The organism is Hymenobacter sp., assembly GCF_036387835.1.
Classification (GTDB): Bacteria; Bacteroidota; Bacteroidia; order Cytophagales; family Hymenobacteraceae; genus Hymenobacter.
In genome coordinates this window covers 19,094-44,770 of the sequence record NZ_DASVSY010000052.1, presented here as the reverse complement: position 1 = coordinate 44,770, position 25,677 = coordinate 19,094, and the positions used below count along the sequence as shown (strand labels likewise).

General features: G+C 56.2%; 25 protein-coding genes. 11 read left to right on the top strand and 14 right to left on the bottom strand.

Annotation, left to right across the window (positions count from 1 at the left end; translation table 11 throughout):
- Window positions 1-70: 70 nt before the first annotated feature.
- Window positions 71-1,081, bottom strand: coding sequence for a hypothetical protein (locus VF639_RS10605; RefSeq protein ID WP_331145874.1), 1,011 nt, complete (start codon window positions 1,079-1,081; stop codon window positions 71-73).
- A 341-nt stretch (window positions 1,082-1,422) separates the two neighbouring features.
- The gene (locus VF639_RS10600; RefSeq protein WP_331145873.1) at window positions 1,423-2,589 is read right to left on the bottom strand and encodes a hypothetical protein; all 1,167 of its coding nucleotides are present in this window, start codon (window positions 2,587-2,589) and stop codon (window positions 1,423-1,425) included.
- Window positions 2,590-2,624: 35 nt separating this feature from the next.
- Between VF639_RS10600 and VF639_RS10595 the strand changes: the two genes are divergently transcribed.
- The 4 genes from VF639_RS10595 to recO all read left to right on the top strand — a co-directional run bounded on the left by VF639_RS10595 (window position 2,625) and on the right by recO (window position 7,144).
- Window positions 2,625-2,948, top strand: a complete 324-nt coding sequence (locus VF639_RS10595) for a 2Fe-2S iron-sulfur cluster-binding protein (protein WP_331145872.1) — start codon at window positions 2,625-2,627, stop codon at window positions 2,946-2,948.
- Between the two features lie 230 nt (window positions 2,949-3,178).
- Window positions 3,179-3,802 (top strand): thymidine kinase, encoded by a 624-nt coding sequence (locus VF639_RS10590; protein ID WP_331145871.1) that lies wholly within the window; start codon window positions 3,179-3,181, stop codon window positions 3,800-3,802.
- Between the two features lie 157 nt (window positions 3,803-3,959).
- Entirely contained in the window at window positions 3,960-6,299 is a 2,340-nt protein-coding gene (porZ, locus tag VF639_RS10585; RefSeq protein WP_331145870.1) for a type IX secretion system anionic LPS delivery protein PorZ, read from the top strand.
- Between the two features lie 128 nt (window positions 6,300-6,427).
- Window positions 6,428-7,144, top strand: coding sequence for a DNA repair protein RecO (recO, locus tag VF639_RS10580; RefSeq protein ID WP_331145869.1), 717 nt, complete (start codon window positions 6,428-6,430; stop codon window positions 7,142-7,144).
- Window positions 7,145-7,288: 144 nt separating this feature from the next.
- Here recO and VF639_RS10575 read toward each other — a convergent pair whose 3' ends face one another.
- The 4 genes from VF639_RS10575 to VF639_RS10560 form a co-directional block, all read right to left on the bottom strand.
- A complete protein-coding gene (locus tag VF639_RS10575) occupies window positions 7,289-8,311 on the bottom strand; it encodes an FKBP-type peptidyl-prolyl cis-trans isomerase (protein WP_331145868.1) in 1,023 nt (340 codons plus the stop codon).
- A 271-nt stretch (window positions 8,312-8,582) separates the two neighbouring features.
- Window positions 8,583-9,209: an FKBP-type peptidyl-prolyl cis-trans isomerase gene (locus VF639_RS10570; RefSeq protein WP_331145867.1), complete on the bottom strand. Its 627-nt coding sequence runs from the start codon at window positions 9,207-9,209 to the stop codon at window positions 8,583-8,585.
- 57 nt (window positions 9,210-9,266) lie between these two features.
- The gene (locus tag VF639_RS10565; protein ID WP_331145866.1) at window positions 9,267-10,226 is read right to left on the bottom strand and encodes an FKBP-type peptidyl-prolyl cis-trans isomerase; all 960 of its coding nucleotides are present in this window, start codon (window positions 10,224-10,226) and stop codon (window positions 9,267-9,269) included.
- A gap of 38 nt (window positions 10,227-10,264) precedes the next feature.
- Entirely contained in the window at window positions 10,265-11,308 is a 1,044-nt protein-coding gene (locus VF639_RS10560; RefSeq protein WP_331145865.1) for a DHH family phosphoesterase, read from the bottom strand.
- A 535-nt stretch (window positions 11,309-11,843) separates the two neighbouring features.
- On the opposite strand from VF639_RS10560, the gene VF639_RS10555 reads away from it, so the two are divergent.
- Complete coding sequence (locus VF639_RS10555; protein WP_331145864.1) at window positions 11,844-12,263, top strand: nucleoside-diphosphate kinase; 420 nt, start codon at window positions 11,844-11,846, stop codon at window positions 12,261-12,263.
- Between the two features lie 227 nt (window positions 12,264-12,490).
- On the opposite strand, the gene VF639_RS10550 is transcribed toward VF639_RS10555, so the two are convergent.
- Both VF639_RS10550 and VF639_RS10545 read right to left on the bottom strand, forming a co-directional pair.
- Window positions 12,491-13,618 carry an AAA family ATPase gene (locus VF639_RS10550; protein ID WP_331145863.1) on the bottom strand — a complete coding sequence of 376 codons (1,128 nt, stop codon included), beginning with the start codon at window positions 13,616-13,618 and terminating at the stop codon, window positions 12,491-12,493.
- 221 nt (window positions 13,619-13,839) lie between these two features.
- Complete coding sequence (locus VF639_RS10545; protein WP_331145862.1) at window positions 13,840-15,123, bottom strand: nucleoside permease; 1,284 nt, start codon at window positions 15,121-15,123, stop codon at window positions 13,840-13,842.
- Window positions 15,124-15,474: 351 nt separating this feature from the next.
- On the opposite strand from VF639_RS10545, the gene VF639_RS10540 reads away from it, so the two are divergent.
- The 6 genes from VF639_RS10540 (at window position 15,475) to VF639_RS10515 (ending at window position 21,042) form a co-directional block, all read left to right on the top strand.
- Window positions 15,475-16,053: a hypothetical protein gene (locus tag VF639_RS10540; protein ID WP_331145861.1), complete on the top strand. Its 579-nt coding sequence runs from the start codon at window positions 15,475-15,477 to the stop codon at window positions 16,051-16,053.
- 137 nt (window positions 16,054-16,190) lie between these two features.
- A complete protein-coding gene (locus VF639_RS10535; protein ID WP_331145860.1) occupies window positions 16,191-16,784 on the top strand; it encodes a hypothetical protein in 594 nt (197 codons plus the stop codon).
- Entirely contained in the window at window positions 16,768-17,064 is a 297-nt protein-coding gene (locus tag VF639_RS10530; RefSeq protein WP_331145859.1) for a winged helix-turn-helix domain-containing protein, read from the top strand. The genes VF639_RS10535 and VF639_RS10530 overlap by 17 nt, the downstream gene beginning before the upstream one ends.
- Window positions 17,065-17,175: 111 nt before the next feature.
- Entirely contained in the window at window positions 17,176-17,901 is a 726-nt protein-coding gene (locus tag VF639_RS10525; protein WP_331145858.1) for a tetratricopeptide repeat protein, read from the top strand.
- Between the two features lie 38 nt (window positions 17,902-17,939).
- Window positions 17,940-20,135 carry a carboxypeptidase-like regulatory domain-containing protein gene (locus tag VF639_RS10520; RefSeq protein WP_331145857.1) on the top strand — a complete coding sequence of 732 codons (2,196 nt, stop codon included), beginning with the start codon at window positions 17,940-17,942 and terminating at the stop codon, window positions 20,133-20,135.
- A gap of 205 nt (window positions 20,136-20,340) precedes the next feature.
- On the top strand, window positions 20,341-21,042 hold the full coding sequence (locus VF639_RS10515; protein WP_331145856.1) for a hypothetical protein: 702 nt from the start codon (window positions 20,341-20,343) through the stop codon (window positions 21,040-21,042).
- A gap of 90 nt (window positions 21,043-21,132) precedes the next feature.
- Here VF639_RS10515 and VF639_RS10510 read toward each other — a convergent pair whose 3' ends face one another.
- The 6 genes from VF639_RS10510 to VF639_RS10485 all read right to left on the bottom strand — a co-directional run bounded on the left by VF639_RS10510 (window position 21,133) and on the right by VF639_RS10485 (window position 25,418).
- Window positions 21,133-22,248, bottom strand: a complete 1,116-nt coding sequence (locus VF639_RS10510) for an alkene reductase (RefSeq protein ID WP_331145855.1) — start codon at window positions 22,246-22,248, stop codon at window positions 21,133-21,135.
- Window positions 22,249-22,339: 91 nt separating this feature from the next.
- Entirely contained in the window at window positions 22,340-22,609 is a 270-nt protein-coding gene (locus VF639_RS10505) for an ArsR/SmtB family transcription factor (RefSeq protein ID WP_331145854.1), read from the bottom strand.
- 202 nt (window positions 22,610-22,811) lie between these two features.
- The gene (locus tag VF639_RS10500) at window positions 22,812-23,420 is read right to left on the bottom strand and encodes a superoxide dismutase (protein ID WP_277225240.1); all 609 of its coding nucleotides are present in this window, start codon (window positions 23,418-23,420) and stop codon (window positions 22,812-22,814) included.
- 177 nt (window positions 23,421-23,597) lie between these two features.
- Entirely contained in the window at window positions 23,598-24,029 is a 432-nt protein-coding gene (locus tag VF639_RS10495; protein WP_331145886.1) for a nucleoside deaminase, read from the bottom strand.
- 99 nt (window positions 24,030-24,128) lie between these two features.
- Window positions 24,129-24,695 carry a hypothetical protein gene (locus VF639_RS10490; protein WP_331145853.1) on the bottom strand — a complete coding sequence of 189 codons (567 nt, stop codon included), beginning with the start codon at window positions 24,693-24,695 and terminating at the stop codon, window positions 24,129-24,131.
- A 270-nt stretch (window positions 24,696-24,965) separates the two neighbouring features.
- Window positions 24,966-25,418, bottom strand: a complete 453-nt coding sequence (locus tag VF639_RS10485) for a hypothetical protein (RefSeq protein WP_331145852.1) — start codon at window positions 25,416-25,418, stop codon at window positions 24,966-24,968.
- Between the last annotated feature and the right edge of the window lie 259 nt (window positions 25,419-25,677).

The following is a 25,677-nucleotide window of genomic DNA, read 5'->3' as shown; positions in this document are numbered from 1 at the left end:
TTGGCGAGATGCTTCGACAGGCGGACGCCAGATAGAATATGACGGGCGAGCACCTTCCCAAACAGCTTCGCTATATGGTGGATTCAATAGTGGAGTCAAGCGCCAACTGCTTCACGCCTAACTGCTGTGTGAGCACCAGGGCAAAAGCTACTGCAAAAACTGGTGCTGCGAGGTAGCCCATACGGCCTAGGTCGCTGGAAAGAAGCATGTGCACCACTACTACCGCTACGAATGCTCCGCCAGGCCACCCGAGCTGCCCAAGCCAGGAGGGCCGCTTCCCGCGGCGCCAGCCGAGTAGCAATGCCAGCCAAAAGAATCCGAATACACTGAATATCTCTCCCGCCCCTTTCACCGAAAGCAGCCGCCGTAGCGAATAGCTAAGGTTTTCAACATGGTTGAGCGCGTTTTGCACACTCGCGGCGGGCGGTGCTCCAATGCGGGCATCTATCCAATACCGCACCCCGAAAGCCAATGCCGCTCCCAAAAGCAGCCACGCTACCTGTGCGGGCCACGGCAGGGCCCGGCGGCCAAACAGCAACAGCCACGGCACCAGAAACACAAACGACTCCTTTGCCAGCCACCCTAGCAGGAGCACTGGTACCAGCGCAGCGCCCGAGCCGCTACGCGCTGCATAAAAAGCCAGCGCAAACACCAGTATGTACAGGCTATCGACGAGGGGTAGCCCGCTGGTATAGACCGCCCAACGGCTACACAGCACGGCTACCACAGCCAGCGCGGCAGCAGGCGGCGAGGCCCCATACAAGCGGCTGGTTTCATACAGCACTAGTCCGGTACCCGCCATAAGCAGTGTATTGAGTACATAAAAAGCCAGCCGCAGCGGCCAATCAGTGGCGGCGCGCTGCGACCAGATGCGGGCGTATACCTGCTCGAGCGGCCAGGCAATAGCCGCGGCGGCGGCAGGTACCAGCACCCGGTAGCGCCGCGTTACACTCGCATCCCGAAACTCGCCCCGCGCCATGCTCAGGTAGCTGCGCGTGTCAAGGGAGTGCGAAAAGTCGTAGTGCACATACATGGTGTAGGCTGGGCCAGCCAGCACCCCAAGCGCCAGCAGATACACCAATGCCAGTTCCTGCCACCGCGCTTTGCCTTTCGAGGGTGCTTGTTGGTTGTTGATTGCTGAAAAGTTAAATGGTTGATTGTTAGCTATTGACCTATTTAGGAACCCTACAGTCCGTCCGGCTCTATCTGACGTTTGCTTGCCGCAGCATCCCACGTGCTGAGGTTGAGGTGCTGTTGATTTACCACCCGAGCGAGATGCTGCGGCAAGCAAACGCCAGATAGAGTAGGACGAGCTAGAGGAGTTTAGCGGACTTCCTGAACAGCTTCACTAGTTTCTATCTAATTGATAGCTGAACATTCAACAATCAACTATTTAACAATCAGCAATTCACCAACCAAAAATCACCCAAATTTCCGGTCGATCAGCTTCAGTAGTTTGTTTACGTGCTCTTCCTTGCGCGTCCAATCGTACTTGCTAGCCAATTGCTGGCTCACGTAGTTCTTAGCCAATTCGGCGTTGGGTAGCGTGTCGAGGTGCTGGATGGCGGCGTGATATTCCATATTCTCGCCTCCAAATAGCTCATTGATAAAGCTGAAACGCTGGTTGATGGAAATAGCCTCGCGGAGCGTTTCCACTTTTGGCGCCTGCTCAGCCAGGGTGGCAGCGGGACGCTCGGGGCGTAGGGTTTCGCTTAGTGGCTGGCCAGCTGGCTGGTTAGCTTTCAGCTTCTCGTACAGTGGCACCACAGTTAACTGAGCGTCAGCCTTGGTTGCTGGCTCCTGTGCAAGTGTAGTGGGTTTGCTTTCGGGTACCAAAGCGGGTTTAGGTGCTGGCTTTTCCGGTTCCGGCGTGGGCACTACGGGTGCTTGTGCTGGCTCGGGTGCCGCCGGCGCCATTGGAGCGGCAGAAACTGCGGGAGTAACGGGAGCCGCCGGAGTAACCGGCTGCAAGTCCTCTTCGCGCAACGGCAGCAACGCATTAAACTCTGCTACTAGCGCAGCTAAGGGTTGTAGTAGCTTGTTGTTAGCTTCCTGATACCGACCAAACCGCTTCAATACGTCCTCCCGCTCTAGCGTGCCCTCAGCCGGCAGCGTGTCAACAAAGCCTTGATAGAGGGGCTTACTGAGGTCGAGGTAGCGAAGGGTATCGCGCAGCTGAGCTGTGGTTGCCGTGGGTTGCTGGTCGAGGAGCTTATCGTCGAAAGTACTCACCGGGTCGTGGGCCATGGCCAGCGTATCGGCAACGGCGCGCGCGAGTAACGGCTCGAAGGTTGGGCGGCTGAGCTTGATGCGGCGCGATAGTACGTTCATGAATTGGGTGAGGGCCGTGCGTACATCGTCTGCTTCGAAGTCGAAGTACGGACTGCGCAGGCGGGCCACTTCCTGTTTCCATTGGGAGAGCAGCTGCTGCACCACAAACAGGTTCACTTGCCGGATGGGGGTGAAACGGAGCACCGCCGGCCCGTCGAGGGTGGTCGTGGGGCGGGCGCCAAAATGCTGGTCGCAGAGGTGGGCGGCTAGCCTGCGGCCATAGTCTTCGCGTGGGGTCTTGCTATCTTTGTCGTTCATTGAAAAGCCAGATTCGGGCCTGAAAGTTAAGGAAAATGCCTACGCTCACCGTGCAAAACCTGCCGGCCACCGTGCCTGTACCAACTGGTAGTACGTTGCTGGCGGCCCTGCAAGCCGCTGGTTACGACTGGATGCACGCCTGCGGCGCCAAAGGCCGCTGCACCACTTGCCGCATCATTCTGGTGAGCGGCGCCGAGGCCTTAACGCCCCCCACGGCCGCCGAATTGCGCTATCGCACCGCCAACCGGCTGCAAGAAAACGAGCGCCTTACCTGCCAAACTTGCCTTCCTGCGGGTGATGTAGAAGGTCGCGTACCCGAAGCCACCAAGCTACCGCACCTGCATTACCAAGTGGAGTAATTGAGTTTCTGGTTTATAGTTGCTGGTTTCTGGTTTGCCTTAAAACCAACAACTATAAACCAGAAACTAAAAACCAGCAACTCAATTCCATCCAGGAAAACCGACGAGAAATGGTGGTGGCTTCCGGCGGTAAAGTTGTAATTTGGGCTGTCAAGCTGGAAGTGTAGCGGCCTTCAAGACCGTGAAATACTTCACTCAGTTACTCTGTCACTCAGTTACTCTCCACGAAGTTGTTTATAGAACCCCGCGGCGGCCATGGCCGCGACGTACCCCGCCGGGGCTGGATTGAAGTGGTGTGCGGCTCGATGTTTTCGGGCAAGACCGAAGAATTGATTCGTCGGCTCAACCGCGCCAAAATAGCCCGGCAGCGGGTCGAAATCTTCAAACCCGCCCTCGATACCCGCTACCACGTCGAAGACGTAGTGTCGCACAATGCCAACAGCATCCGCTCGACGCCGGTGCCCCTGGCGCAGGAAATGCTGCTGCTTGCCAGCGGCTCCGATGTCGTGGGCATCGACGAAGCGCAGTTCTTTGATGAGAGCCTGGTGGAAGTATGCGTGCAACTCGCCAACCGCGGTACCCGCGTTATCGTGGCCGGCCTCGATATGGATTTCCAAGGCCGTCCTTTCGGCCCCATGCCCGCGCTGATGGCCGTCGCCGAATTCGTAACCAAAGTGCACGCCGTGTGCGTGTGCTGCGGCGAAATAGCCTCGTATTCGTTTCGAGTGGCGGCTTCTGAGGATAAAATCTTGCTTGGGGAAACCGATGCCTATGAAGCCCGTTGCCGACCTTGTTTTTTGGGAGGAATGCAGGAAAAGTCGGGTACCGAAGCGGCGGGGCAGCGCAAACACTAAATGCCGAGCTCAGGCGTTGAACTACTATTTACTCTGTGTGCACATTAAAGGGCCGGGGAATTTCAAGTATAAGCTCTAACAAGCCATTCAATTTCTGCCTGATGCGCGGATGGTTGGAATAGCAGTTGATAGCCAAGTTGCTCTTTATCTTTCGTCTATGATACTTTTAGTACGCACGTTGCGCTATACCATTTTTGGGTTGGCGGTTTTGCTTCTGGTTACGCCTGCTGCACTGCAAGCGCAAAGCACAGTGGGCTTCGGCGACTGGCAGCTGCACTTGCCCAACAACCGGGCCCGGACTTTAGCCGATGCCGGCCAGCGCATCTATGTTACCACCGATGATGTCTTCTTCTATTTCGACAAGGAAACCAACACCACAACTATACTTTCCCGCCGCGACGGCCTCAGTAGTGTAGGGGCCAATGTGGTAGCCTACGATTCGGTGAGCCAGCAGGTGCTCGTGGCCTACCGCGACGCCAACCTCGACCTGCTAAGCGCCGACGGCACCCACGTCCGCAATGTTAACGACATTCAGCGCAAGCAGATAGCCGGCACCAAAACCATCAACCATATCTCGTTTAACGGCCGTTTTGCCTACTTGTCCTGCGACTTTGGCTTGGTGGTGCTGGACATGGTTAAACTGGAAGTGCGCGATACTTTCTCCAACATCGGGCCGCTTGGGACACAGGTAAAGGCCTATGCCAGTACCGTAGCAAATGGCTTTTTGTTTCTGGCCACCGACAAAGGCATTCTGCGCGCTCCTCTTACTGCCGATCAAGCTAACTACCGCAGCTGGACGTTGGATTTACCGGCTCCCGACAACACCTTCCGAACCCTCGCCACTTTTAATGGACAAGCCTATACGGGCCGTAATTTCAGCAATCCGCAGCGATATGTAGCGGGTAGGGGATGGGAACCAGTATATAGTGTTTACGCCAATCAGTACCAAGGTCTTACCGCTTCTAGAGCAGGTTTGCTGATTGCCGCCGACCAAAAAGTAACCATCTTGACTGCGTCGAATGCGATGAGTGTTCTGACCAATTCCACCTCTGCGCCCTTTCCCTTAGCCGCCCTTCGTTCGCGCGATGGAGCTTTCTACATTGCTGATTACCAGCGTGGCTTGTTGAAAACTACCGACCGGCAGAACTTCGAGTCTTTTGTTACTAACGCCCCGCAGGAAACTACCGCTTTTGGGGTGCTGGCCGATGCTCGTACTAATACGGTGGATATATTCAGTGGGGGGTTCACCGAAGCTTCTCCGCAGCGCGACTACCAAAAAGGATTCTACGAGTACCAGGACGGCCGCTGGACCAACTATACCAAGGAAAATTACCCGAGCATCACCCAATTCCCCAATATCAAAGACTTGATTCGGGGAGTTCGGGCGGCTGACGGAACCTTATACATTGCCAGCTACGGCGGCGGGTTGCTACGCTGGAAAGGTCCGGGCGATTTCAAGCAGTATACGCAGGGTACACCCGGGGTACCCTTGGTGAGTGCTATTGTAGATAATCCAAATTTCACACGGGTAATGGATGTAGCGGAAGCTACCAATGGCGATATATGGGTTTCTACCCGCCATCCTGAGCGCCCCGGCCCAAGTTTACACGTTCTTACTCCGAGTACGGACACGTGGCGCACTATTCCTTTTGCCACTCTCAACAACCTCAACCGCCTTGTGCTCGATGATTTTGGTGGCGTGTGGGTTGCGCAGGCAAGAAAAGATGGCGCTGGTCTTTTTGCGTACGACGATGTGTCGAAAGCTGCTCCAGTTTATTTTTCGTTCGGCAACCGTGGCTTACCCTCGAACCTGGTGTGGGCTATGGCCAAAGACCGAAAAGGCGCTATTTGGGTAGCCACGGGCAAAGGAGTAGCCTACTTAGATGACCCTAGCTCGGTGTTTATAGCCGGGAGTACTACCTCTTTCAACCAGCCTATTGTAAGCCGGGGAGAAGGCGTAGGTTATCCAGCGCTCGGTGATGATGTAGTAAAGGCCATGGCAGTAGATGGGGCCAACCGCAAGTGGTTTGGTACCGAGCGAGGGTTGTGGCTATTCAGCGAAAACGCCGACGAAGCCCTGCTACACTTCACCACCGATAATAGTCCTTTACCGTCCAACGACATCGTCGACATAGCCGTAAACGACCGGACCGGAGAGGTATTCATTGCTACCTCGGCAGGTGTGGCATCGTACCGAGGGTCGGCTACCGTGACGGAAGGAGTGCCGAAAGATTGTGCTAAAGTATCGCCCAATCCGGTGCGCACCAGTTTCACGGGGCAGGTAGGGGTAACCGGCTTGGCCAACAACGGTATCGTCAAAATCACCGACGTAACCGGTAAACTGGTGTATCAAACTACGGCCACGGGCGGGGGCGTTATCTGGAACCTAGCCGACTACAATGGTCGTAAGGTGCAGTCGGGGGTGTATTTAGTGCTTTCGTCGGATGCCGACGGCAAAAACGGCTGTATCAGCAAAATTGCCGTAGTGGAGAAGTAAGGTTCAGTTAACAGTTATCATTTAACAATTAGCAAGCGTGGCTGCCTAGTGAATCACTAGCTGAGCCGCTTGACAGCCCACGCTTGCTAATTGTTAAATGATAACTGTTAACTGTTAAATGACCAGCTATGCTAATTAAAACCCGCGGTATTGTGCTGAGTTACATCAAGTACCGCGAGACCAGTATCATTGCGCGTGTGTACACTGAGCGGCTTGGCGTGCAGAGCTACGTTGTGAACGGAGTGCGCAAGGCTAAGCCGCCGGGGCGCATTGCGCTGTTTCAACCGCTCACGCTGCTGGAACTGGTAGCGTACACTTCCCGAAACGGCGGACTCACTCGTCTTTCCGAATTCCGGTGCTCGGAATCGTATCGTAGCATTCCTTACGAGGTGCAAAAAAGCAGCGTGGCGCTGGTGCTATCTGAAATTATAAACCATTCGGTGCTGGAGGAAGAAGAAAACGAACCGCTGTTCAACTTTCTCCACGACAGCTTGCTAGCCTTCGATCAGCAAACGAAAGGGTACGAAAACTTCGCGCTGTATTTTCTGCTCAACCTGGCTAACTACCTGGGTTTTGGGGTTGAGAAAGGCGAAGAAATTATAACGCAAGTGGCCTTTGCGGCTACGGTGCCAACAGCGCAGGGCGGCGGCCCAATGGTATTGCGGCTACAAGAGTTCGAGCAATACATCGACGAGCTGTTGACCGACCCTACTCGCAGCACCATTCCCAACGGCCGGGTACGCCGCGAACTGCTCGACGTTATTATCCGCTACTACCAGCTCCACGTTGAGCGGCTAGGCGAAGTACGCTCGCTTGCCATTCTATCAGAAGTGTTAGCTGAATAGATAGGGAGTTGATGATTTAGCGACTTAGAGGCTATTTGAACAGGCAACGCCCTTGTCATTCCGACATTCCCTATTCGAATAGCCTCTAAGTGAAGTGGCACCACTCCGCCACTTCCACGCCGACAGAACAGCCAGTTTATTTAATCACTTCTTCACTTCTACTAGTTCCACTTCAAAGCGTAGGATGGCGTTGGCCGGGATATCGGCGCCGGCGCCGCGGGGACCGTAGGCTAACGAGGAGGGAATGAGTAGAATGGCTTGCGTGCCTTGCGTAAGGGCCGCCAGACCTTGGTCCCACCCCGGAATCACTTGGCCAGTGCCCAAGGCAAAGGAGATAGGGCGTCCGCCTTGCTTCTCCGACGAGTCGAATACTTTGCCGTCCAGCAGCATCCCTTTGTAGAGCACCGAAATGGTTTGGCCACTCAGGGGCTTAGGACCAGTGCCTGGCTTTGTCACAACATAGTAGGTGCCGCCAGTTGTTTTCAGCCCTTCCAAGTTGTTCTTTTTCAAATATGCCTGAATCTGTAGATCTTCTTTCTGTGAGAGGCGGGCGGCATCCGCAGCCGCCTTTTTCTGGGCCAGCTCCATCATTTTTTGCTGGTCGGCCGCGGCTTCTTCCGGTGTCATTACTTTTTGGGCCTTGGCCAGCAGGGTCATGGTGTTGCCAGCCTTCTTCATGAAAGGTGGCACCGGCTGCCGAAACGACTTACCAAACACACTGTCCACATTGAAACGGAACACGGCCGAGTCGCCAGGCTGCAGCATCGCCACGGCGTCTTCTATGCCGCCACGTACTTTCAACTCTGTCAGCGGCAACTGAGCAGGCATGCCAAGCAAGTCTTTGCGTGAATTGAACAGCACGGAATCCTTGGCGGTACGGTACTGAAGATGCGCCGCCAGGATTTTGCCCACCCGGCTCGCGTACGTCGGATCACCGGCCGGATTTACATCGGTACGCAATAGGTAACGGCCATTAGTCTTGCGGTAAATTCTGTATTCGATGCCCGAAGCGGTTCGGCCGAAGGTTGGTGCCGGGGCTTTTACCGGGGCTTTCGTCTGCGCTTTTACCGGTGCCTTAGCCTGGGCATAGGCCGACTGTTCAAGTAGCCCGGTTGCCGCCAATAAAACAGCTAAAAACAATGAGGAGCGAATCAATAAAGGCTTCATAAGGATAAAAGACTTTCGGGGAAGCAGAAATTTACAACAAGCGGAAGGCAATTGCAGGAAGAAGGGCGTGCCAACTTCAGAACGAACGATAAAATGACTATTCTTTGATCAGGCGTTGCTCTTATAAAAAGTTATAGGTGCCGAACTGCTTGATGCCCGGAACGTAAATCGGCGGTGACAGAACCAACTATTTGGTTCATGCCACCGCCGACACACAAATCTAGTTACGTTTGACCATTAAGCTATGCAAATGGCTCAAGGCAACGTGTGCTTACTTCACATCTAGTATAGTCATGTCAAAAACCAGGGGCTCATAAGGATCAAAGACGCGCCTGCCCTGGTCGTCTACACCTGATCCATAGGCTAAGTACGACGGAATGAGAACTAGCTTCCGGTCGCCTTTCTTCATGAAGAACAGTCCTTCGTTCCAGCCCTTAATGTATCCTGTGGCACCAGCCGTTGCAGGAAGACAGCCGCAGGGTGTACCCTTTTCTGTTGAGTTATCGAAGATATCATCCTCCTTGTTCTTTGAAACGGCATCACCAATTATGACGCCACCTACATACCGTCCAACGTAGCGTACATCTACCGAATTGCCCTTGATGATGTTCACGCTACTAGTTGGTCCCTCAACCAAGTCAACAATATAGATGCCGTTGTTGGTCTCACCATTTAAGCGCCGAAACTTGTTGATACCAGTTCCTTCCGTGATGCCGCGGCGGGTTAAGTAATCCCGAATCAGAACGTCATCTTTGACTTTGGATTCTTCTAGTAAAATGGCCGCTGCCTGGGTGCCATCATCTGTGTCGTCCTTACAGCCTGACAAAATAGGCATAGCTAGCACGAGCAGCAGCGCAGCCATGCGGAACAGTGAAAAGCGTTTGAAACTGTTTTTCATAAGAATAAGCGGCAAAAAGGTAAAATGCCGCGCCGGCAAACCGGCGCGGCTCAGGCTTTACTTTACATCCACCAACTCCACATCGAAGCGCAGGGGCGCATCGGCGGGGATGTCGGTACCAGCGCCGCGCTGACCATAGGCCAGCGGCGACGGAATCAGCAGCGTGGCTTTGCTGCCTTTGTTGAGCAACGGTATGGCACGGTCCCATCCCGGAATTACCTGGCCTACGCCAATTGCAAAATCAATAGGCTTGCCGTTTTGAGGCGCTTTCTCCGAGGAGTCAAACACTTTGCCGTCTAGCAGCGTGCCCTTGTACTTGACGGATACCGTCTGGCCCGTTTTCGGCTTAGGGCCCGTGCCGGGTGAGGTAACCACGTAGTAAACTCCCGATGTGTCTTTCTGCACATTCAGGTTGTTTTTCTTTACATACTCCTGCAGAATCGCGTCGTCTTTCTTGCTCTGTTCGGCGGCGTGTGCCACCATTGTCTGCTGCTGCTTCACCATGGCTTGCTGCTGGTCGGCCATAGCCTCTTCGCGGGTTTGCACCTTCTGCGCTTTCACCAGCATAGTCATGGTGTTGCCGGCTTTCTTCATGAAAGGTGGTACCGGCTGGCGGAACGACTTGGCAAAGATGGTATCGACGTTGAAGCGGAACACGGCCGAGTCGCCGGGTTGCAGCAAGGCAATGGCTTCTTCCAGACCGCCCTTTATCTTCACTTCCTGCAACTCGATGCGCATTGGAATGCCCATTTGCTGCTTACGCGAGTTAAAAAGGATCGAATCTTTAGCGGTGCGGTATTCTACGTCCAGCGCCAGAATCTTGCCGACCCGGCTCTTATAAGTGGCGTCGCCTTCAGCACTCACCTCACGCGGAGAATAGCTCTTGCCTTCGTTCTTGAAGACTTTATACTCGATGCCAGACTTAGTTTTTGCGAAGTCGCCGCCTTTGTTGCAGGAGGCCAGGCTCAGAACGCTGGCCGCTACGGCCAAGCTTAGAATGTTGCGATGCAAATGCATGAAGCGGGAAAGGTGGTGAAAAAGAAATTTCAGGCAAGTTACACCGTAGGCGGCGCAACTGCCAGAGGGGCCGTCACCAGTTGGCTCTGGTATTGAGGCAATAAATCGAGGAAACGTTGCACGGTGTTGTCGAGTGCGTCGTAACTAATGCCGCCCGCCGCGTTGTGGTGGCCGCCACCGTTGAAGTGGTCGCGCGAGAAACTGCTCACCGAGAAGTCGCCAACCGAGCGGAAAGATATCTTGATGGCCTGCCCGCGGTCGATAAGTACGGCCGCGAAAACGATGCCTTCGATGCTAAGCGCAAAATTTACGAGACCTTCGGTGTCACCGGTTTTCGAGTCGTACTCTTTTAGCTCGTCCTGCGTGATGGCAATGTAGGCCGTGTTGTACTCGCGTAATACGCGTAGCTTGTCTTTGAGCACGAACCCCAGAAAGCGCAGGCGCATTTCAGAGTGCGAGTCGTAGATGCGGCGGTGCACATCGGAGAGGTTGATATCGGCGTTGAGCAGCTCGGCAATAATGAGGTGCACGTTGCGTGAGGTGCTCGGGTGCCGGAACGAGCCTGTGTCGGTCATGATGCCGGCGTAGAGGCACTCGCCAATGCCCGCGTCGATCAGGCTCTGGTCGCCCATGTCGCGGATCACTTCAAACACTAGCTCGGCGGTAGCAGCAGCTTTCGAGTTCGAGAAGTCGAGGTCGGCGAACTGCTCGGGCTCCTGGTGGTGGTCGATGAGCACCTTGGTGCCGGGCGCTTGGCGAATGTACTCGCCCATCTCGTTGATGCGGCCCAAACACGAGAAATCGAGGCAGAACAGCACCTCAGCCGTTCCAATTATTTCGCGCACTTGCGCGTCGTTGCGGCGCGAATCGTACACGACTACGTCGCTGTTGCCGGGCATCCACGCCAGAAAATCCGGGTAGTCGGAAGGCGTGACGACGGTTACGGTGTGGCCTTTTTTGCGAAGGTAGCCTGCCAGTCCCAACGACGAGCCGAGAGCGTCGGCGTCGGGCTTGTGGTGGGTGGTGATGAAAACCTGCCGGGGTTGCGATAGCAGCTCCTGCAGCTCAGAGATTGTGGACATTGCCTACTGATAGGTGGCTGAAATTCGGGATTTTATGCCGGGAGCAAGGCGGCAAAAGTCGGAAATATTCCGGGTTCCAACAAAACAGCTTTGGGTTTGGTGCAACGGCAGCAGTAATCGCCTGAACAGGACGACTATAGTTCCGCTGTTATTTCAAGAAAGTACTTTCCTTGGATTTTGTTTCACAGCTGTCCTGCTGCTGAAAGAACACTGTTTTCACTGAAAAAATTGCGGCAAAGGTTTCCTTGTCTGCTGATGCGTTGGTCGGCCATCACCAACAAAAAAGAAGGCAGAAATTTTAATTGGTGGCTTCTGGAAACTGCAACTCTCGGTCCTGCTGCCTGGCGGGTGGCTGCTTCCAAGTCGAGCCATATCGAGCCACGATTCGCAAAGCCGAAGACGGTTCTTATAAAGCTGTTTTGCCGGCAACTTCTGACGCAGCTAGCAACTTCCCGCCCAAACCGTCTACTTTTGCGCCCGCAAGCTCTTTGCACTTCCCAACAGGAATTTGTTTTAACCCAACCCATAGAATAAGATGGCCACGAACCGCACGTTCACCATGATTAAGCCCGACGCCACGCAGGAAAACCACATCGGTGGAATTCTGAGCATGATCGAAGAGGGCGGCTTCCGCATTGTTGCGCTCAAGAAAGTGAAGCTGACTCCCGAGCGCGCCGGCCAGTTCTACGAGGTGCACAAAGAGCGGCCCTTCTACGGCGACCTGGTGAAGTACATGTCGTCGGGGGCAATTGTAGCCGCCATTCTCGAGAAAGAAAATGCCGTAGCTGACTTCCGCACCCTCATCGGCGCTACCAACCCTGCCCAGGCCGCCGAAGGTACCATCCGGAAAAAGTACGCCAAGAGCATCGAAGCCAACGCCGTTCACGGTTCCGACTCCGACGAAAACGCGCAGATTGAAGGCAGCTTCTTCTTCGGTCCCGACGAGCAATTCTAAATCCACAGATTTAGCGAGTTTTGTCGAACTGTACGGATTCAGATTTCTCTGATCTGTCGCCTGCACTCCGATATAAGCGCTGAGTTAAAGCACTATGTACTGTGCTTTAACTCAGCCAGCTTTTTCCTATCTTAGAACAAGCACAAAACCCCGCTTTGCAGCCTGCAAAGCGGGGTTTTGTGTATGCTGGAAACAGACTTTTTATAAACTATTTTTATGCTGACGAGCTAGCGAACTTGTCCAAAACCGATGCGGCCGGTGGCGGGAGAAGCGTCAAAAGCCGGCGCATCGCGGTTGTAGACGTCGGTGAGAGCCAGGGGGCCGTCTACGGGAGCTGATTGACCGAGCGTGATAGCCAAGGCCTGCGCTTTTTCCTGAGTTAGCGGCTGGAAATGGTAGGCGGCAATCAAGCGGCCTTTGCGGAGTAGGGCGCTGTCGATGCGGGCTAATTCCGTGTTGAAGGTGCACACCACCTGAATGTGGAAGCAGTCGGCAAGCAAGCCATCGGAGAGGTTGAGCAGGTTGCTGACCGCGCTACCGCCCCGGCCGCCTTCGCGCTTCAAAAGCAGTTCTTCGGCATCCTCGATGATGAGGATGGAATTGGTGTTGTCGTGGAGCAGGTTGATGAACTCGGGGTCGGCAATGCGGGCCGCGAGGTTGGGCGGAATAAACAGCTTGGGCTTGTCGAGCAGGCCGCACAGATGGCGGATGTAGCTGGTTTTGCCGGTGCCGGGCGGGCCGTGCAGAATCACGATGCCTTTGTCTTGCGGCTGGCGCAGGCGCTCCACAATAATGTCGTGCACCGGGAGTAAGTCGTCGTTGTAGTGGGTGCTCAGGTCCAGCTCCGGTACTTTGATGGAGAGTGGCGTGAACTCCAGGTCATTGTAGGCCAGGCGCAGCACATGAATCCGGTGGCGCTCTTGTTCGCCAATTTCCAGCAGCGCCTGGAGCAGCCCCACAAGCTGATCGAGCGCGGCCTTATCGGTGGCGGCCGAGTAGTAAACAAAGGCACCCCGGTCGCCGTACCCGCTCCGGTCGTCGATGTACAAAAGCAACTCAGGCGCCAGCAGTAACGCGTAGGTCACGAGTTCGGGTGCCGCTTCTGATTTCTCATAGGCCCGTACATGCGCCACCGTGGAGGCTTCCAAGTCGTAGAGCTTCGCCAACTGCTCCAGCAACTTGTGGCGTTCGTCTTTACTGGAGAGCTGAAAATTGAGGCGCCGCGGGAGCTTCCCGTAGGATTGGTAGAACCAGGTATTAGGCTGGAAGTAGTAAGCGGTTTCGAACATGGGCAGCAGATTGGGCACCTCGGACGGGGTATCGACCGGGCACGCAGCTGCGGGAGCTTTAGGCATATGAAAAAGACTGATGCAATGGGAGCTTACGACCGGGAATGTACATGATCCATAGCGCAGAAAAAAGTCCGAACTGTGCAGTTCGGACTTTTCGTAGGGTTTACCTGAAGTTCACACGCTCAAGCTGATGCCGCTCGTGTTTTTTGACTCGATTGCAGAACGAAACCCAGGCTGCGTTCCACTTAATCAGCAATCACCCACGGCTACACTTTGCTTGGCGCTTATGCCTGTTCGGCTGTCAAGAGGTGCTCGCTATGCACGCTGGCTATTTCCTGCGGGTTATGCTCATGTTTGAAGAGAATCATAAACAAAACCGCAATAACCAGGGAGTACAAGGCAAAGGTTATCCAGATGCTATGCCAGTCCTTGGTGTTGTCGGCGTTGGTGAAGTACTCTTGAATAATAATGCCACTGAGCGAGCTACCTAGCACGGCGCCGAAGCCATTGGTCATCATCATGAACAACCCTTGCGCGCTGGCTCTGATAGTAGGCTCGGTTTGAGTTTCGACAAACAACGAGCCCGAAATGTTAAAGAAGTCGAAGGCCATGCCGTACACGATGCACGAGAGAATAATCATCCATAAGCCGTCGCCAGGATTGCCGTAGGCGAACAGCCCGAACCGCAACACCCAGGCAATCATGCTAAAGAGCATTACCTGCTTGATGCCAAACCTTCTGAGAAAGAAAGGAATTGCCAGAATAAACAGCGTTTCCGATATCTGCGAAATAGACATGATGATGGCGGGATTCTTCACCGCAACCGAATTCTTGTACTCGGCAATTTGGTCGAAGTCGTGCAGGAAGACGTCGCCGTAGGCATTGGTTAACTGCAAAGCCGCCCCGAGCAACAGCGCAAACAGGAAAAAGACCGCCATTTTGGGGTTGCGTAGCAGCGTAAACGACTGCAGCCCGAGGGCATCAACCACACTTTTCTTTGGACCGGCCTGCGCCATTGGCGGGCACTTGGGCAGCGTAAAGGAATAAAAACCAAGCAATATGGCCGCGCCGCCCGCCACAACAAACTGGCTGGACGAGGTTTCGAAGCCGAGTAAGCTCACCACCCACAACGCCACGATGAAGCCCACCGTGCCCCACACCCGAATGGGGGGATAGTCCTTCACGACGTCGCCGCCTCTGCTTTTGAGCACCGAGTAGGAAACTGCAATGGAGAGAGCCAGCGTGGGCATGTAGAAAATCATGTTCAGCAGCATCACCCAGAACATCGTACCCGGATTATCGACCAGCGGGACCGTGAACAGCACGATGCCCCCCAGAATGTGGAGGATGCCGTACAGCTTTTCGGCGTTCATATACTTATCGGCCACGATGCCCATCAGCGAAGGCATAAAAATCGAGGCGATGCCCATGGTCGAAAAGATGGCGCCAAACTGCCCCCCCGACCACTCTTTGGTTTTAAACCAATAAGCGCCAATAGTTATCAGCCACGAGCCCCAGATAAAAAACTGGAGGAAGCTCATGATAATAAGACGCAGCTTGATATTCATGCAGGGTTGAGTTAGAAATGGGTTTGCAGAGAAAGGACAAGCTTTTCCAGCTTCGGAATAAAAGAGATACACCAGATACCTGCGACACCCAGCGCCCCAACTCGGCCAAGAGGCCGCCACAGCACGCTGCCAACCAGGAAACCTGGCGCTGGAAAAGAAGTTAACCCGAGGAGAAAAAGAACAACCCGGCCACTTGCGCAGACCAGGCATCCAAAGATAACTAAAATCGGAAAGGGGAAAAGCAGAGAAAAGCGGATGGAAAATCCTGTAAATAAGTTTATGAAATGATTTGGTTTACAGTATAAACTAGTTTACGTTTGTATCATTCTGACACTCAAATATGCTACCGCCATGAAAAACCTTGCCAGCCTCGCCCTCCGTTCTGCTTCGACCAACGCATTCAATGCGCAGCCGCTGGAAGAAGCAGCCAACCTGAACACCTATGCCTTTACCTATCTGTTTCGGGGTTCGGTGGTGCTAACGGCTGCGCTGAGCAACTATGCGCTGGAGCAGGTTGGGTTTGCCGCGCCCTGGCTGCCCTGGATGGTGCTCATGCCGCTGATGGGCATGGTGCAGGGCATTCGGGGGCGGCGGCAGCGCCAGCTGGGGCAGGCCGACGCTACGGCCGCCAGCAACGCCATGCGCCTGCTGCAAAAGAGCTTTGTGCTGATTATTCTCTTGTCGGTGGCCTGCGCTTGCGTGGTGGGCTGGGCGGTGGTGCACCCGCTGCTATTGGTGCTGTATGGCGTAACTACTTACATAGCCGGCCGGGTGCTGCACTTCCGCCCGCTGCAACTTGGCGGCGTAGTCTGCGGGGTGCTTGGTGCTGCTGCCGCCACTGTCCCCGCCGATACGCAGCTGCTATTGATTGCCGCTGCCATGCTATTGAGCTACATCATCCCCGGCTATTTGCTTCGCCGGGTGGCTTAGCAACTGGTTTGCCGTTGTTTGTTTTGCTTTGCGTCGATGCTGTCTTGAAAAGGCTAACTAGCAGCAAAAAACGAAAACCAGACAGCGATAAACGAATCGGAAATCAGCAACGACAAACGAAAAGCAAACAACGAACCATGGAACCGACCGAAAAACCGTTTTCCGCGCCCGAAAGCTTACTGCTGATCCAGCAGATGATACAAGCGGCCAAGCAAGACCTGAGCGACCATTCCTTTGATCTGCTGTTGTGGGGCTGGTTGGTGCTGGTGGCGGCGCTGTCGCACTACATTCTGCTGCAGGCAGGCTACAACAAGCCCTGGCTGGCCTGGCCGGTGCTGATGGGGATTGGGACGGTGGTGGCTTTCGTGAACGGGGCCCGTCGGGGGCGGCGCGAGCGGGTGCGCACTGCCCAGAGCGACTTTATGCTGTTTTTGTGGGCTGGCTTTGGCATCCTGATGCTGATGCTGATTGGCGTGGGGGTTGCCTCAGGCTGGCGCACGGTCTATCCGCTTATTATTGCGCTTTACGGCCTGAGCACCTTTGCTACGGGCGGCGCGTTGCGGTTCAGGCCGCTGATTTGGGGCGGGGCCGCCTGCTGGCTGCTGGCCACGGTAGCATTTCGGGCGGCTTTCGACACGCAATTGTTGCTGGTAGTCGCCGCCGTGCTGGTGGCTTACGTACTACCCGGACACATGCTGAGAAGCCAATACCGCCGTGGCCGCGCCCTTTGAAGACCTGGATCCGCTGCTGCACTCGCAGCTGCGGCTCGCGGTAATGTCGCTCTTGCTGAGTGTGCGGGAAGCTGAATTCAACTTTCTGAAAGAGAAAACCGGCGCCACCGCCGGCAATCTGAGCACCCAGATTAGCAAGCTGAAAGACGCTGGCTACCTTACCATGACCAAGGAGTTCAACGGCTCCTACCCGCTCACGCGCTGCGCCATCACGCCGGAAGGCGTCAAGGCCTTCGAGAACTACGTAAGCAGCTTGCAGCGCTACCTCAAGCCGGAATAGCCAGTCGCACTTGCTCTTGCCAAAATTCTGTTTCCCTGTCTATTCAGCTGCTTTTGGTGGCTCACTGGGCCGCGCTTTGTCTGTTTTTCCACCTCTCTTCGTTTCTTGCTCATGAAAAAGTATCTGCTTCCGCTCTTGTTGCTTGTGTTGCTGATGCCGGGCCGGCTGCTGGCCCAAAGCCGCGGCCAGAACGTGCTGACCCACATTCAAAGCAAGCTTACCTGGCACACGCCCACCGACTCCCTGCAACTAGTAGCCAAAGCCTTGGACGAGCTGCGCACCGCCCAGCCCAACGCCTACCTCAACTATTGGGGCGCCTTCGCGCAATACCACCTCTACTTCCGGGCCGGGCCGGACAAGGCGCGGGCCGAGGCGTGTCTGGAAAAAGGCATCGACTTGCTGGAAGCCGTGCCCACCAAAACCGCCGAGCATTACGCCCTGCTTTCGTTGCTGCAAGGCCTAAACCTGGAATTCGCGAGCTTCCTGACCGTAGCCTTCAAAGCCAATACCACTAAGGAAAACGCGGAAAAAGCCGTGACACTGGCGCCTGGCAACCTGCGTGCCCACTATGCCCGCGGCGTCAACGACTTCTACACGCCCAAGCAGTACGGTGGGGGCAAAGTGGCCGTTGCGCAGTTACTGAAAGCCGTTGCCGCCCCCGAAAAGCCCGACCCAAATCCTTACGCTCCTAACTGGGGCAAAGCCGACGCCTACTGCTACCTCGCCCAAGCCTACCAGGCCGCCGGCCAGCTTGATTTGGCCCGCAAGTATGCCACCGAAGGCCTCGCCAAATACCCCGGCCACGGCCGTCTGAAAGGTTTGCTGGCTAAAATGTAGCAGCTGAAGCGTATGCTACAGTTCTTTCCTTAACTCCCATGACCTTTCTCTACTTGCATTGCACGCGGCAACTGCTGCGTAGCCTGGCCTTGCTGTGTCTGCTGACTTCCGCTGCGCTGGCCCAAACTCCGGCTACGGTGCGCGGCACCGTGGCCGACCATAGCACCGGCGAAAAGCTGCTCGGGGCCACCGTACGCTTGACCGGGCAGCCTGCCAGCACAACGGCCACCGACCTCGACGGCGCATTTGTGCTGCCTTTTGCAGCCGGCCAACCCGATACCCTGGTGGTGAGCTACGTGGGCTACCGGTCGTTTCGGCTGGTGCTGCGGACAGTGCCGATGGCGGTAGTGGTGGTGCGGCTGGTACCGGCCGGGGGCCTCACGCTGACCCAGGTGGAAGTAACGGCCAAGCGGCCTATTGCCGAAGATTTTATTGTGCGGGAGCTGGATTTCCTAAGCATCGTCACCAACCCGGCCGCCGCGGCCGACCCCCTGCTGGCCGTGCGCACCCTGCCCGCCGCTACTACCCTCGACGAGTCGGCCAGCATCAGTTTGCGCGGTTCCGACCCTAGCCAGACCGGCATCTACCTCAACAACGTACCGATTTATGACGCCGTGAAGTTCGCGCAACTCACCGGCATCGGCACGTTCGGCATCTTCAGCGTCGATTTGGTGAAGTCGGTGCTGGTGTTTCCAACCAATCCGCCGCTGGAGTTTGGCAACGCGGGGGCGGGTCTTATCAGCTTGAGTACCGATGAGCGGCGGCGCAGCAACTTCGTGCAGGCCTCGTTGGGGCTAGCCAACTCGGGGCTGCTGGCTGGGCGGCCGGTGGGGCAGCGGGGCATGCTGAAAGCGTACCTGAACGCGCAGGACGGGCTGCTGCTGCGGGCCGTGAACCCGGCTTCGTTCCGGCAATTGCCCCGCTTTGGGCTGGTCGATGGCGGAGTGCATTTTGCCACCAAAGTAGGGGGGTACGGCACCGTCAAGGCATTTGGCTACGGCCTGAGTGAACGGTACGCCTACCGCCCCGCCACCGGCGGCCCCACCAACTACCAGTACCGCAACCTGCGCGGCTTCTACGCGCTGAGCTACGAGCAGGCCTGGCCCGGCGCCGACCTGGCGCTCAGCCACGGCCTCAGCCAGCGCCGCGCCCACGATGCTTTCGGTAGCTACAACACCACCTGCCGCTTCGCCGACTACTACGCTGCCGCCCACTACCGCCGCTACTGGTCTGGCACCCTCAGCACCCGCGCCGGCCTCAGCTACGACGAGCGGCGCCTGCACCTGGCCGGCCGGTTTCCGGTGCGCCGCGACGAGTTAAGCGCCACGGCGCCCACCTACGCCGCTGCTTTCGGGCAGGGCCGCACGCTGTGGGAAACGTATCAGTACACCAAATACAGCCGCGGCCCGTGGGTGCTGGGGGTGGGGCTGCGCCTAAATGCGGTGCCACACCTCGCGCAGCCCGGCTACGGTAGCGCGCAGCTCAACGTGCGCCGCAACCTGAGCGTCCACCGCTTCCTCAACCTCTCCGGTGGGCAGTATATCTCCTTTACCTCGCCCGATCCCACCTACTACGGCTTCCTGCGCACCCGCATCCGCCAGCTGGCCCTCGACTACTCCGCCACCAGTGCCACCCCCGATGGACCCATGCTCACGGCCGCCATCTACGCCAAGCAAGAGCGCTCGATACTCCGCACCAATCTGGTAGGCGCCGAAGTATTTGGGCAGCGCACCTTCTTCAGCTGCCTGCGCGCCGACCTGGCCGCCGCCACCGTGCACGCCAGTCCCGCCCGCTACGACGCCACCACCCCCGATGCCCGCGCCCTGGCTTTAGCCCAACGCCGCTACGACGTGCGCTTTCAGCTGAAAAGCACCCTCAAGCTGGTGGGTAAGTGGGGTGAGCTAGGCCTGTTTGCGCAGTACCGCGCCGGCGCCCCCTTCACACCCGTGCTCGGCACCACCCCCGACCCCGCCACCGGCGGCGTGCTACCCCAATATCCAACGGATTTCAACGCCTCGTACCTGCCCAACTACTTCCGCGCCGACCTTACGGCCAGCAAGTTTATCCGCCGCCCCACCAACGGCAATACGCTGGTACTCTACGCCGTGTGCAGCAACCTCTTCAACGCCCGCAACGTGAGCGGCTACGCCTACACGCCTGATTACACGCAGACCGTGCCCGAATATTTCCAGCGGCGCCTGCTGTATTTCGGGGTGGTGAAAACTTGGCAGTAACGCCAGTCGGGAACAATAGAAGTAAAGAAATTCAATAGAATACTGCTGCTTGATTTTCTTGCCATTACCTTGAATCATCCTCCTTTCGCTTAGTTTATGCCCGCAGGCGCCACCGCATGCTCATCCGCTCCATCACCCACCTAGTGCTAAATGCGTCGTGCGTGTACATTACCGCCTTTCTGCTGACGGTGCTGCTGCACGGCTGGTGCACGCCCTCATAGCCCTGGCGCTGGGCGGCCACCCCACGCTCTACAACACCTCAGTCCGCAACGTCAACGACCTGTCCGAATTCCGGCAGGCGCTGGTGGCTTTGGCCGGGCCCGTGTTCAGTTTGCTGCAGGGACTGGTGGTCCTGGCTTTCGTGCGCCAGCGTCGGGCCACCGGACTGGCAGCTTTGTTTGCGTTGTTTTTCGGCGTGTTCGGGGTTATCAATTTCCTCGGCTACCTCATGATTACGCCCTTCGTGCCCTACGGCGACCTGGGCCAGGTGGCGGCTATCTGGCACCTGCCCCTGCCGCTCGGGGTGGCCGTGGCAGCGGGTATCGTCCTTACCATCAGTGTCCGGCGCACGGCTCCGTTGTTTATGCGCTTCGTACCGGCCGAGGTAGCCACGCCCGCCGCGCGGGTGGAGAAGGGTAGGGCGTTGCGGGCGCTTACTGCCTGGCCCTGGCTGATTGGGTCAATAGTGATTACGGCGCTGTCGTGGCCGGTGCCTACGTTAGCAAACTTGCTGGTTGCGCCCATGAGCAGTATGGTACTAGGCGCTGCCTGGGGCGCCGCTATGTGCCAGCCAGAACTGTCCGGCTCCACCGCGCCGGTCGTTTTCCGGTGGTCGTGGGGCGCGGTAGTGGGGTTGGTGCTGATGGCCCTCGTGTTTCGCAGCCTGCAAAACGGGGTGGTGTTGTGAGTGGTAAAGGCTGAGTAGTGCGCTGGCCCCTAAACAAAAAGCCTTTCCTGTGCCAGGAGAGGCTTTTTGTTTAGGGGCCAGGAAGCCGCTTTACTTGGCCGCAGCCTCGGCTTCAGCCAGGGCCGGATAGTCGGTGTAGCCTTGGTGGAAGCCTTCGGGGCCAGGAGCGTAGAAGGTGTCGGGGTCGTAAGGGGCCAACTCGGCGCCCTGCTGGAGGCGAGCTACCAGATCAGGGTTGGAAATGAACGGGCGGCCGATGGCCACTAAGCCGGCCCGGCCACTATCCAGAGCAGCCTCAATTTCTTGAACCGTGTTGTAGCCGCCGCTCAGAATCAGGGTGTTTGTGAACTTCTTACGGACGGTGGCTACCGTTTCGGCTGGTACGGTAGGAGCGCCCATGCTCTCGTGGTCGACCAGATGCAGATACACCAGGTTCAGCTTCTGCAGCTCCTCGGCCAGGTAAGCGTAAGTTTCGTCGATTTCCGGGTAGTGGGCCATGTCGCTGGCCATGCCCCAAGGTGAAAGCCGAATGCCGGTGCGCTCGGCGCCAATGGCTTCTGCTACGGCTTTGGCGGTTTCCAGCACAAAGCGGGCCCGGTTTTGCACGCTACCGCCGTACTCGTCAGTACGCACATTGCTGTTCGGGTTTAGAAACTGCTCCAGCAGGTAGCCGTTGGCCCCGTGCAGCTCCACGCCATCGAAACCAGCTTCTATGGCCAGCTTGGCGGCTTGCACATGCTCCTGAATGACGCTCCGTACTTCCTCGGTGCTGAGGGCGCGGGGCGTGGGGTGGTCCTGCATCTGCTGCTGATCGGTCCACATCTGGCCCGCGGCTACCACGGCCGAAGGACCTACGCCTTCAGCCCCTGCTGGTAGATTCAGGGGGTGAAAAATGCGGCCCGAGTGCATGAGTTGCACGAAAATGTGGCCGCCTTTAGCATGTACGGCATCCGTAATCAGTTTCCAGCCGGCTACGTGCTCGGCATTGAATAGGCCCGGAATACGAGCATAGCCCAAGCCGCTCGGCGAGGGCGACGTGCCCTCCGTGATAATGAGGCCCACCGATGCGCGTTGCGCATAATACTCGGCCATCAGGGTGTTAGGCACATTGCCGAGCGCGCGGCTGCGCGTCATCGGGGCCATGGCGAGGTGGTTTTGAAGGGTTAGCGAGCCAAGCTGCGTTGGCGAAAAAATCTTAGAAGCCATGATACGTCAAAAAAGGGTTAAGAGTAAAACGCTTTGACGGGCTTATAAAGAATTAATTTATTGAAATGTTTAAATGATTTCAAGCAAGTTTCTACCGCAGATTAACTAGAAAAGAAGCAAACTGACCCATGGCCTCCCGGTTAAGTGTCAAGCTCAAACAACGGCCGCATTTACGCGTCCGCACCAAGCCACTATCGGTTAAAATTTTTAAATGGTGCGATACGCAGGGCTGCGAAAGCCCCGTTAGTTGCTGCACATCAGCAAAAGGCATAGACTCTTGCTGGCTGAGCGCCAACACAATGTTTAGCCGATATCTATCAGACAGGGCACTAGCAGATTTCGCAGCAAGTAGGGCGTCCATATAAGTAACTAGTAAAATCTATGTGGGTAAAATCAATATAACTGCTTGAAAATAAGTGGTTAATAAATGGATGGCCACTTAGTCCGTAGCTGTTGCCCGTATACTAAAATCGGTCGGCCCAATGCCTGAAGAGGCACTAAACCGACCGATAGAAGGGTCGGGAAACTACTGCGAGGCAGTTTCCCTGATAATCAACCAAAAACTATGCCGCTGCTGCGAAGCGCTTGTTCACTTCGTCCCAGTTGATGGCGTTATAGAAAGCCGCAATGTAATCGGGGCGGCGGTTCTGATACTTCAGGTAATAGGAGTGCTCCCACACGTCGAGGCCGAGTACGGGCGTGCCGCTGCAGCCTGCGTCGGGCATCAGCGGGTTGTCTTGGTTAGGCGTCGAGCAGATTTTCAGGGAGCCGTCGGCTTGCTTGCACAGCCACGCCCAACCCGAGCCGAAGCGCGTAGTGGCGGCTTTAGTGAATTCTTCCTTGAACTTCTCGTAGCTGCCAAACGACTGCGTAATGGCCTCACCGATAGCGCCGGTTGGTTCGCCACCGCCGTTGGGGCCCAGCACCGTCCAGAACAGCGAGTGGTTCCAGTGGCCGCCGCCGTTGTTGCGCACGGCCGCCGGGGCCGAGGCAATATTCTGCATTAGGTCTTCGAGGCTCTTGCCCTCCAGCTCCGTGCCCGCAATGGCATTGTTCAGGTTGGTTACGTAGGCCTGATGGTGCTTGGTGTGGTGGATTTCCATGGTTTGCGCATCAATATGCGGCTCCAGGGCATCATAAGCGTAAGGCAGTTGGGGCAGTTCGAAAGCCATGATTTTGGGATTTGAAAAAGTGAAAGTTAACTCGCCTAATTACCCCCGCGGGGCCTCACCCCCTAGCCTCCTTTCCCCGAAGAATGGGGACTAGGGGTGAGGCCCCGCCAAGGGAAACATTGCGGGTAGTATAACCACCATAGCCCCGGTAGGGTTACGGAAGCGGCCAAAAGTAGCTTATTTCCGCTTCCGTGCGAAAAACTCCTGCATCAGGGTCGCGCACTCCTCGGCCAGCACGCCCCGCACTAGTTCAGCTTTGGGGTGCAGCAAATTGCCGTGGCGTCGGAACCCGACTTTCAACTCATCGGCCCCGTACACCACGCGCCGTATTTGGGCCCAGGCGGTGGCGCCGGCGCACATTACGCACGGTTCTATAGTTACGTAGAGTGTACAGTCGGTCAGGTACTTGTTGCCGACGTGGTTGGCGGCGGCCGTTAGGGCCAGCATTTCGGCGTGGGCCGTTACGTCGCGCAGCCGTTCGGTTTGGTTGTAGGCCCGCGCAATTATCTGCTTGTCCAGTACCACCACCGCCCCAATCGGAATTTCTTCTTCCTCCAAGGCATACCGCGCCTGCTTGAGAGCTTCGCGCATGTACTGCTCGTGCGACATAGTGCTGACCTGCTGCTCTTTGATAGATAGGTTGTTGTAGTTGCACCCCGGCTGATTGCCGTTCAACAAGCAACTACTACCAATCACCAATCAAGCTGTTTACTTCATCGAAATACTTTGCATCACGGCGCGGGCAGTGGGCTGCCACTGCGCTTGCTCGTCGGCGGGCGCCACAAACGTGAACACCGTGAGCTGGTCGCCCTCAATGGTGTATTGCACCATCTGGTAGCGGCGGATGGGCGCCAGGTTGCTGCCCCGGCGGTTGTCAGCCACCGACGACACGAATTCCAGCATCACAAAATCGCGCTTATTGACGGTGCGAATGTCCTCGGCTAGGAACTCCACCTTGGAATACATGTTCTGGATGCTGGCTTTGTAAATCTTAAGCAGCAGCGCATAATCTCGGTTGCTGAAGGTACTTGGCTTCTGCGCCACGCTGAAATCGACGCGGCCGTTGGGGTTGCTGAACACGGCCAAAGGCTTGCGCGGGGCCGGATATTTCACCGCAATGCCGTCGTCGGGTAGCGCCTGAAAGCCTTCGGGAACCCCCACGGTGATATTTTTACTAACCGAGGTTTTCTTGAGCTTGGGCCCCGCAAACGCTGCTAGTAGCAACACGGCCAGCAGAAGCGGAGCAAATCGGAAAAAGCGAGAGGTGGTTTTCATAGGAATGGCGGCAAGGTACGCAGGATGCAGCGCGAAGCTGAAGCTTTGCGTTTCGTTGCAAAGGTTGAACGATGGCGCTGGTACAACACCAGTCGCTCAACGAAGCACAAAGCGCAGATTTGTGCTACAGCTAATAAATGCAAAGCTCCGAAGCTAGATAACTTCGGAGCTGCGAAAAAAAGTCAACGAATAACTACCAAAGCTGAGGCACGGCAGTACGCGGCTATCAAAAAAATCGGTGTAATCCGAAGAATCGGCTTGATCCGTGATTTAGCGGCGCTTTTTCTTGGCTACCGCGGCGGCCGGATACGTGACCTTCACTTTCTTCCAGTATACGTAGTTGCCGGTTTTTGCTTCAATCATATAGCTGCCGGCCGGAATCCGCCCTAGGTCCACTGGCTCGCCGGTGTTGTTGGCGGGGTCGAGGGCGGTGGTGTAAACCGGCTGGTTTTTATAGTTGGTCATCACCAGCGTGCCGGGCTTGGTGAACTGCTGCGTGAAGCTAAGCATGATGCTCTGCCCGCCGCTAGCCGGGAAAATGTCGATGCCCGACAAAGTTTCGATGCGCTTGATGGGGCCGTTCAGCGTAACGGGCTCCGCCTCCGATTTGGTTTTTACTGCGGTACCGTCGGCCGCCTTGGCTTTGGTTTTGATCTTGGTTTGAGCCTGCGAGGAGAAGGAAAACAGGACGGCAACGAGAGCGAGGAGAACGGAGCGTTTCATGAGCGAAGCAAGAGTAAGAAAAGTCGAGTCGGTTGAGAGCATAGTTGGATCAGCAGTTTGCATACTCCGTGCCGAACTTACAGCAAGGCAATGAAAAAGGCTCCATTTTCATTTAAAACAGGCATTTTTCACAAATCATTGTAAGTTTCTTTACAATCCGAACCTGGCTTTTTTAGTACCCCACTGATTTTTCCTGTCTACCTTCGCCTTTAATCAGCACGAAGTAGCGGGTGGTGAGCAGGGAGGTTTTTCTGCTCCT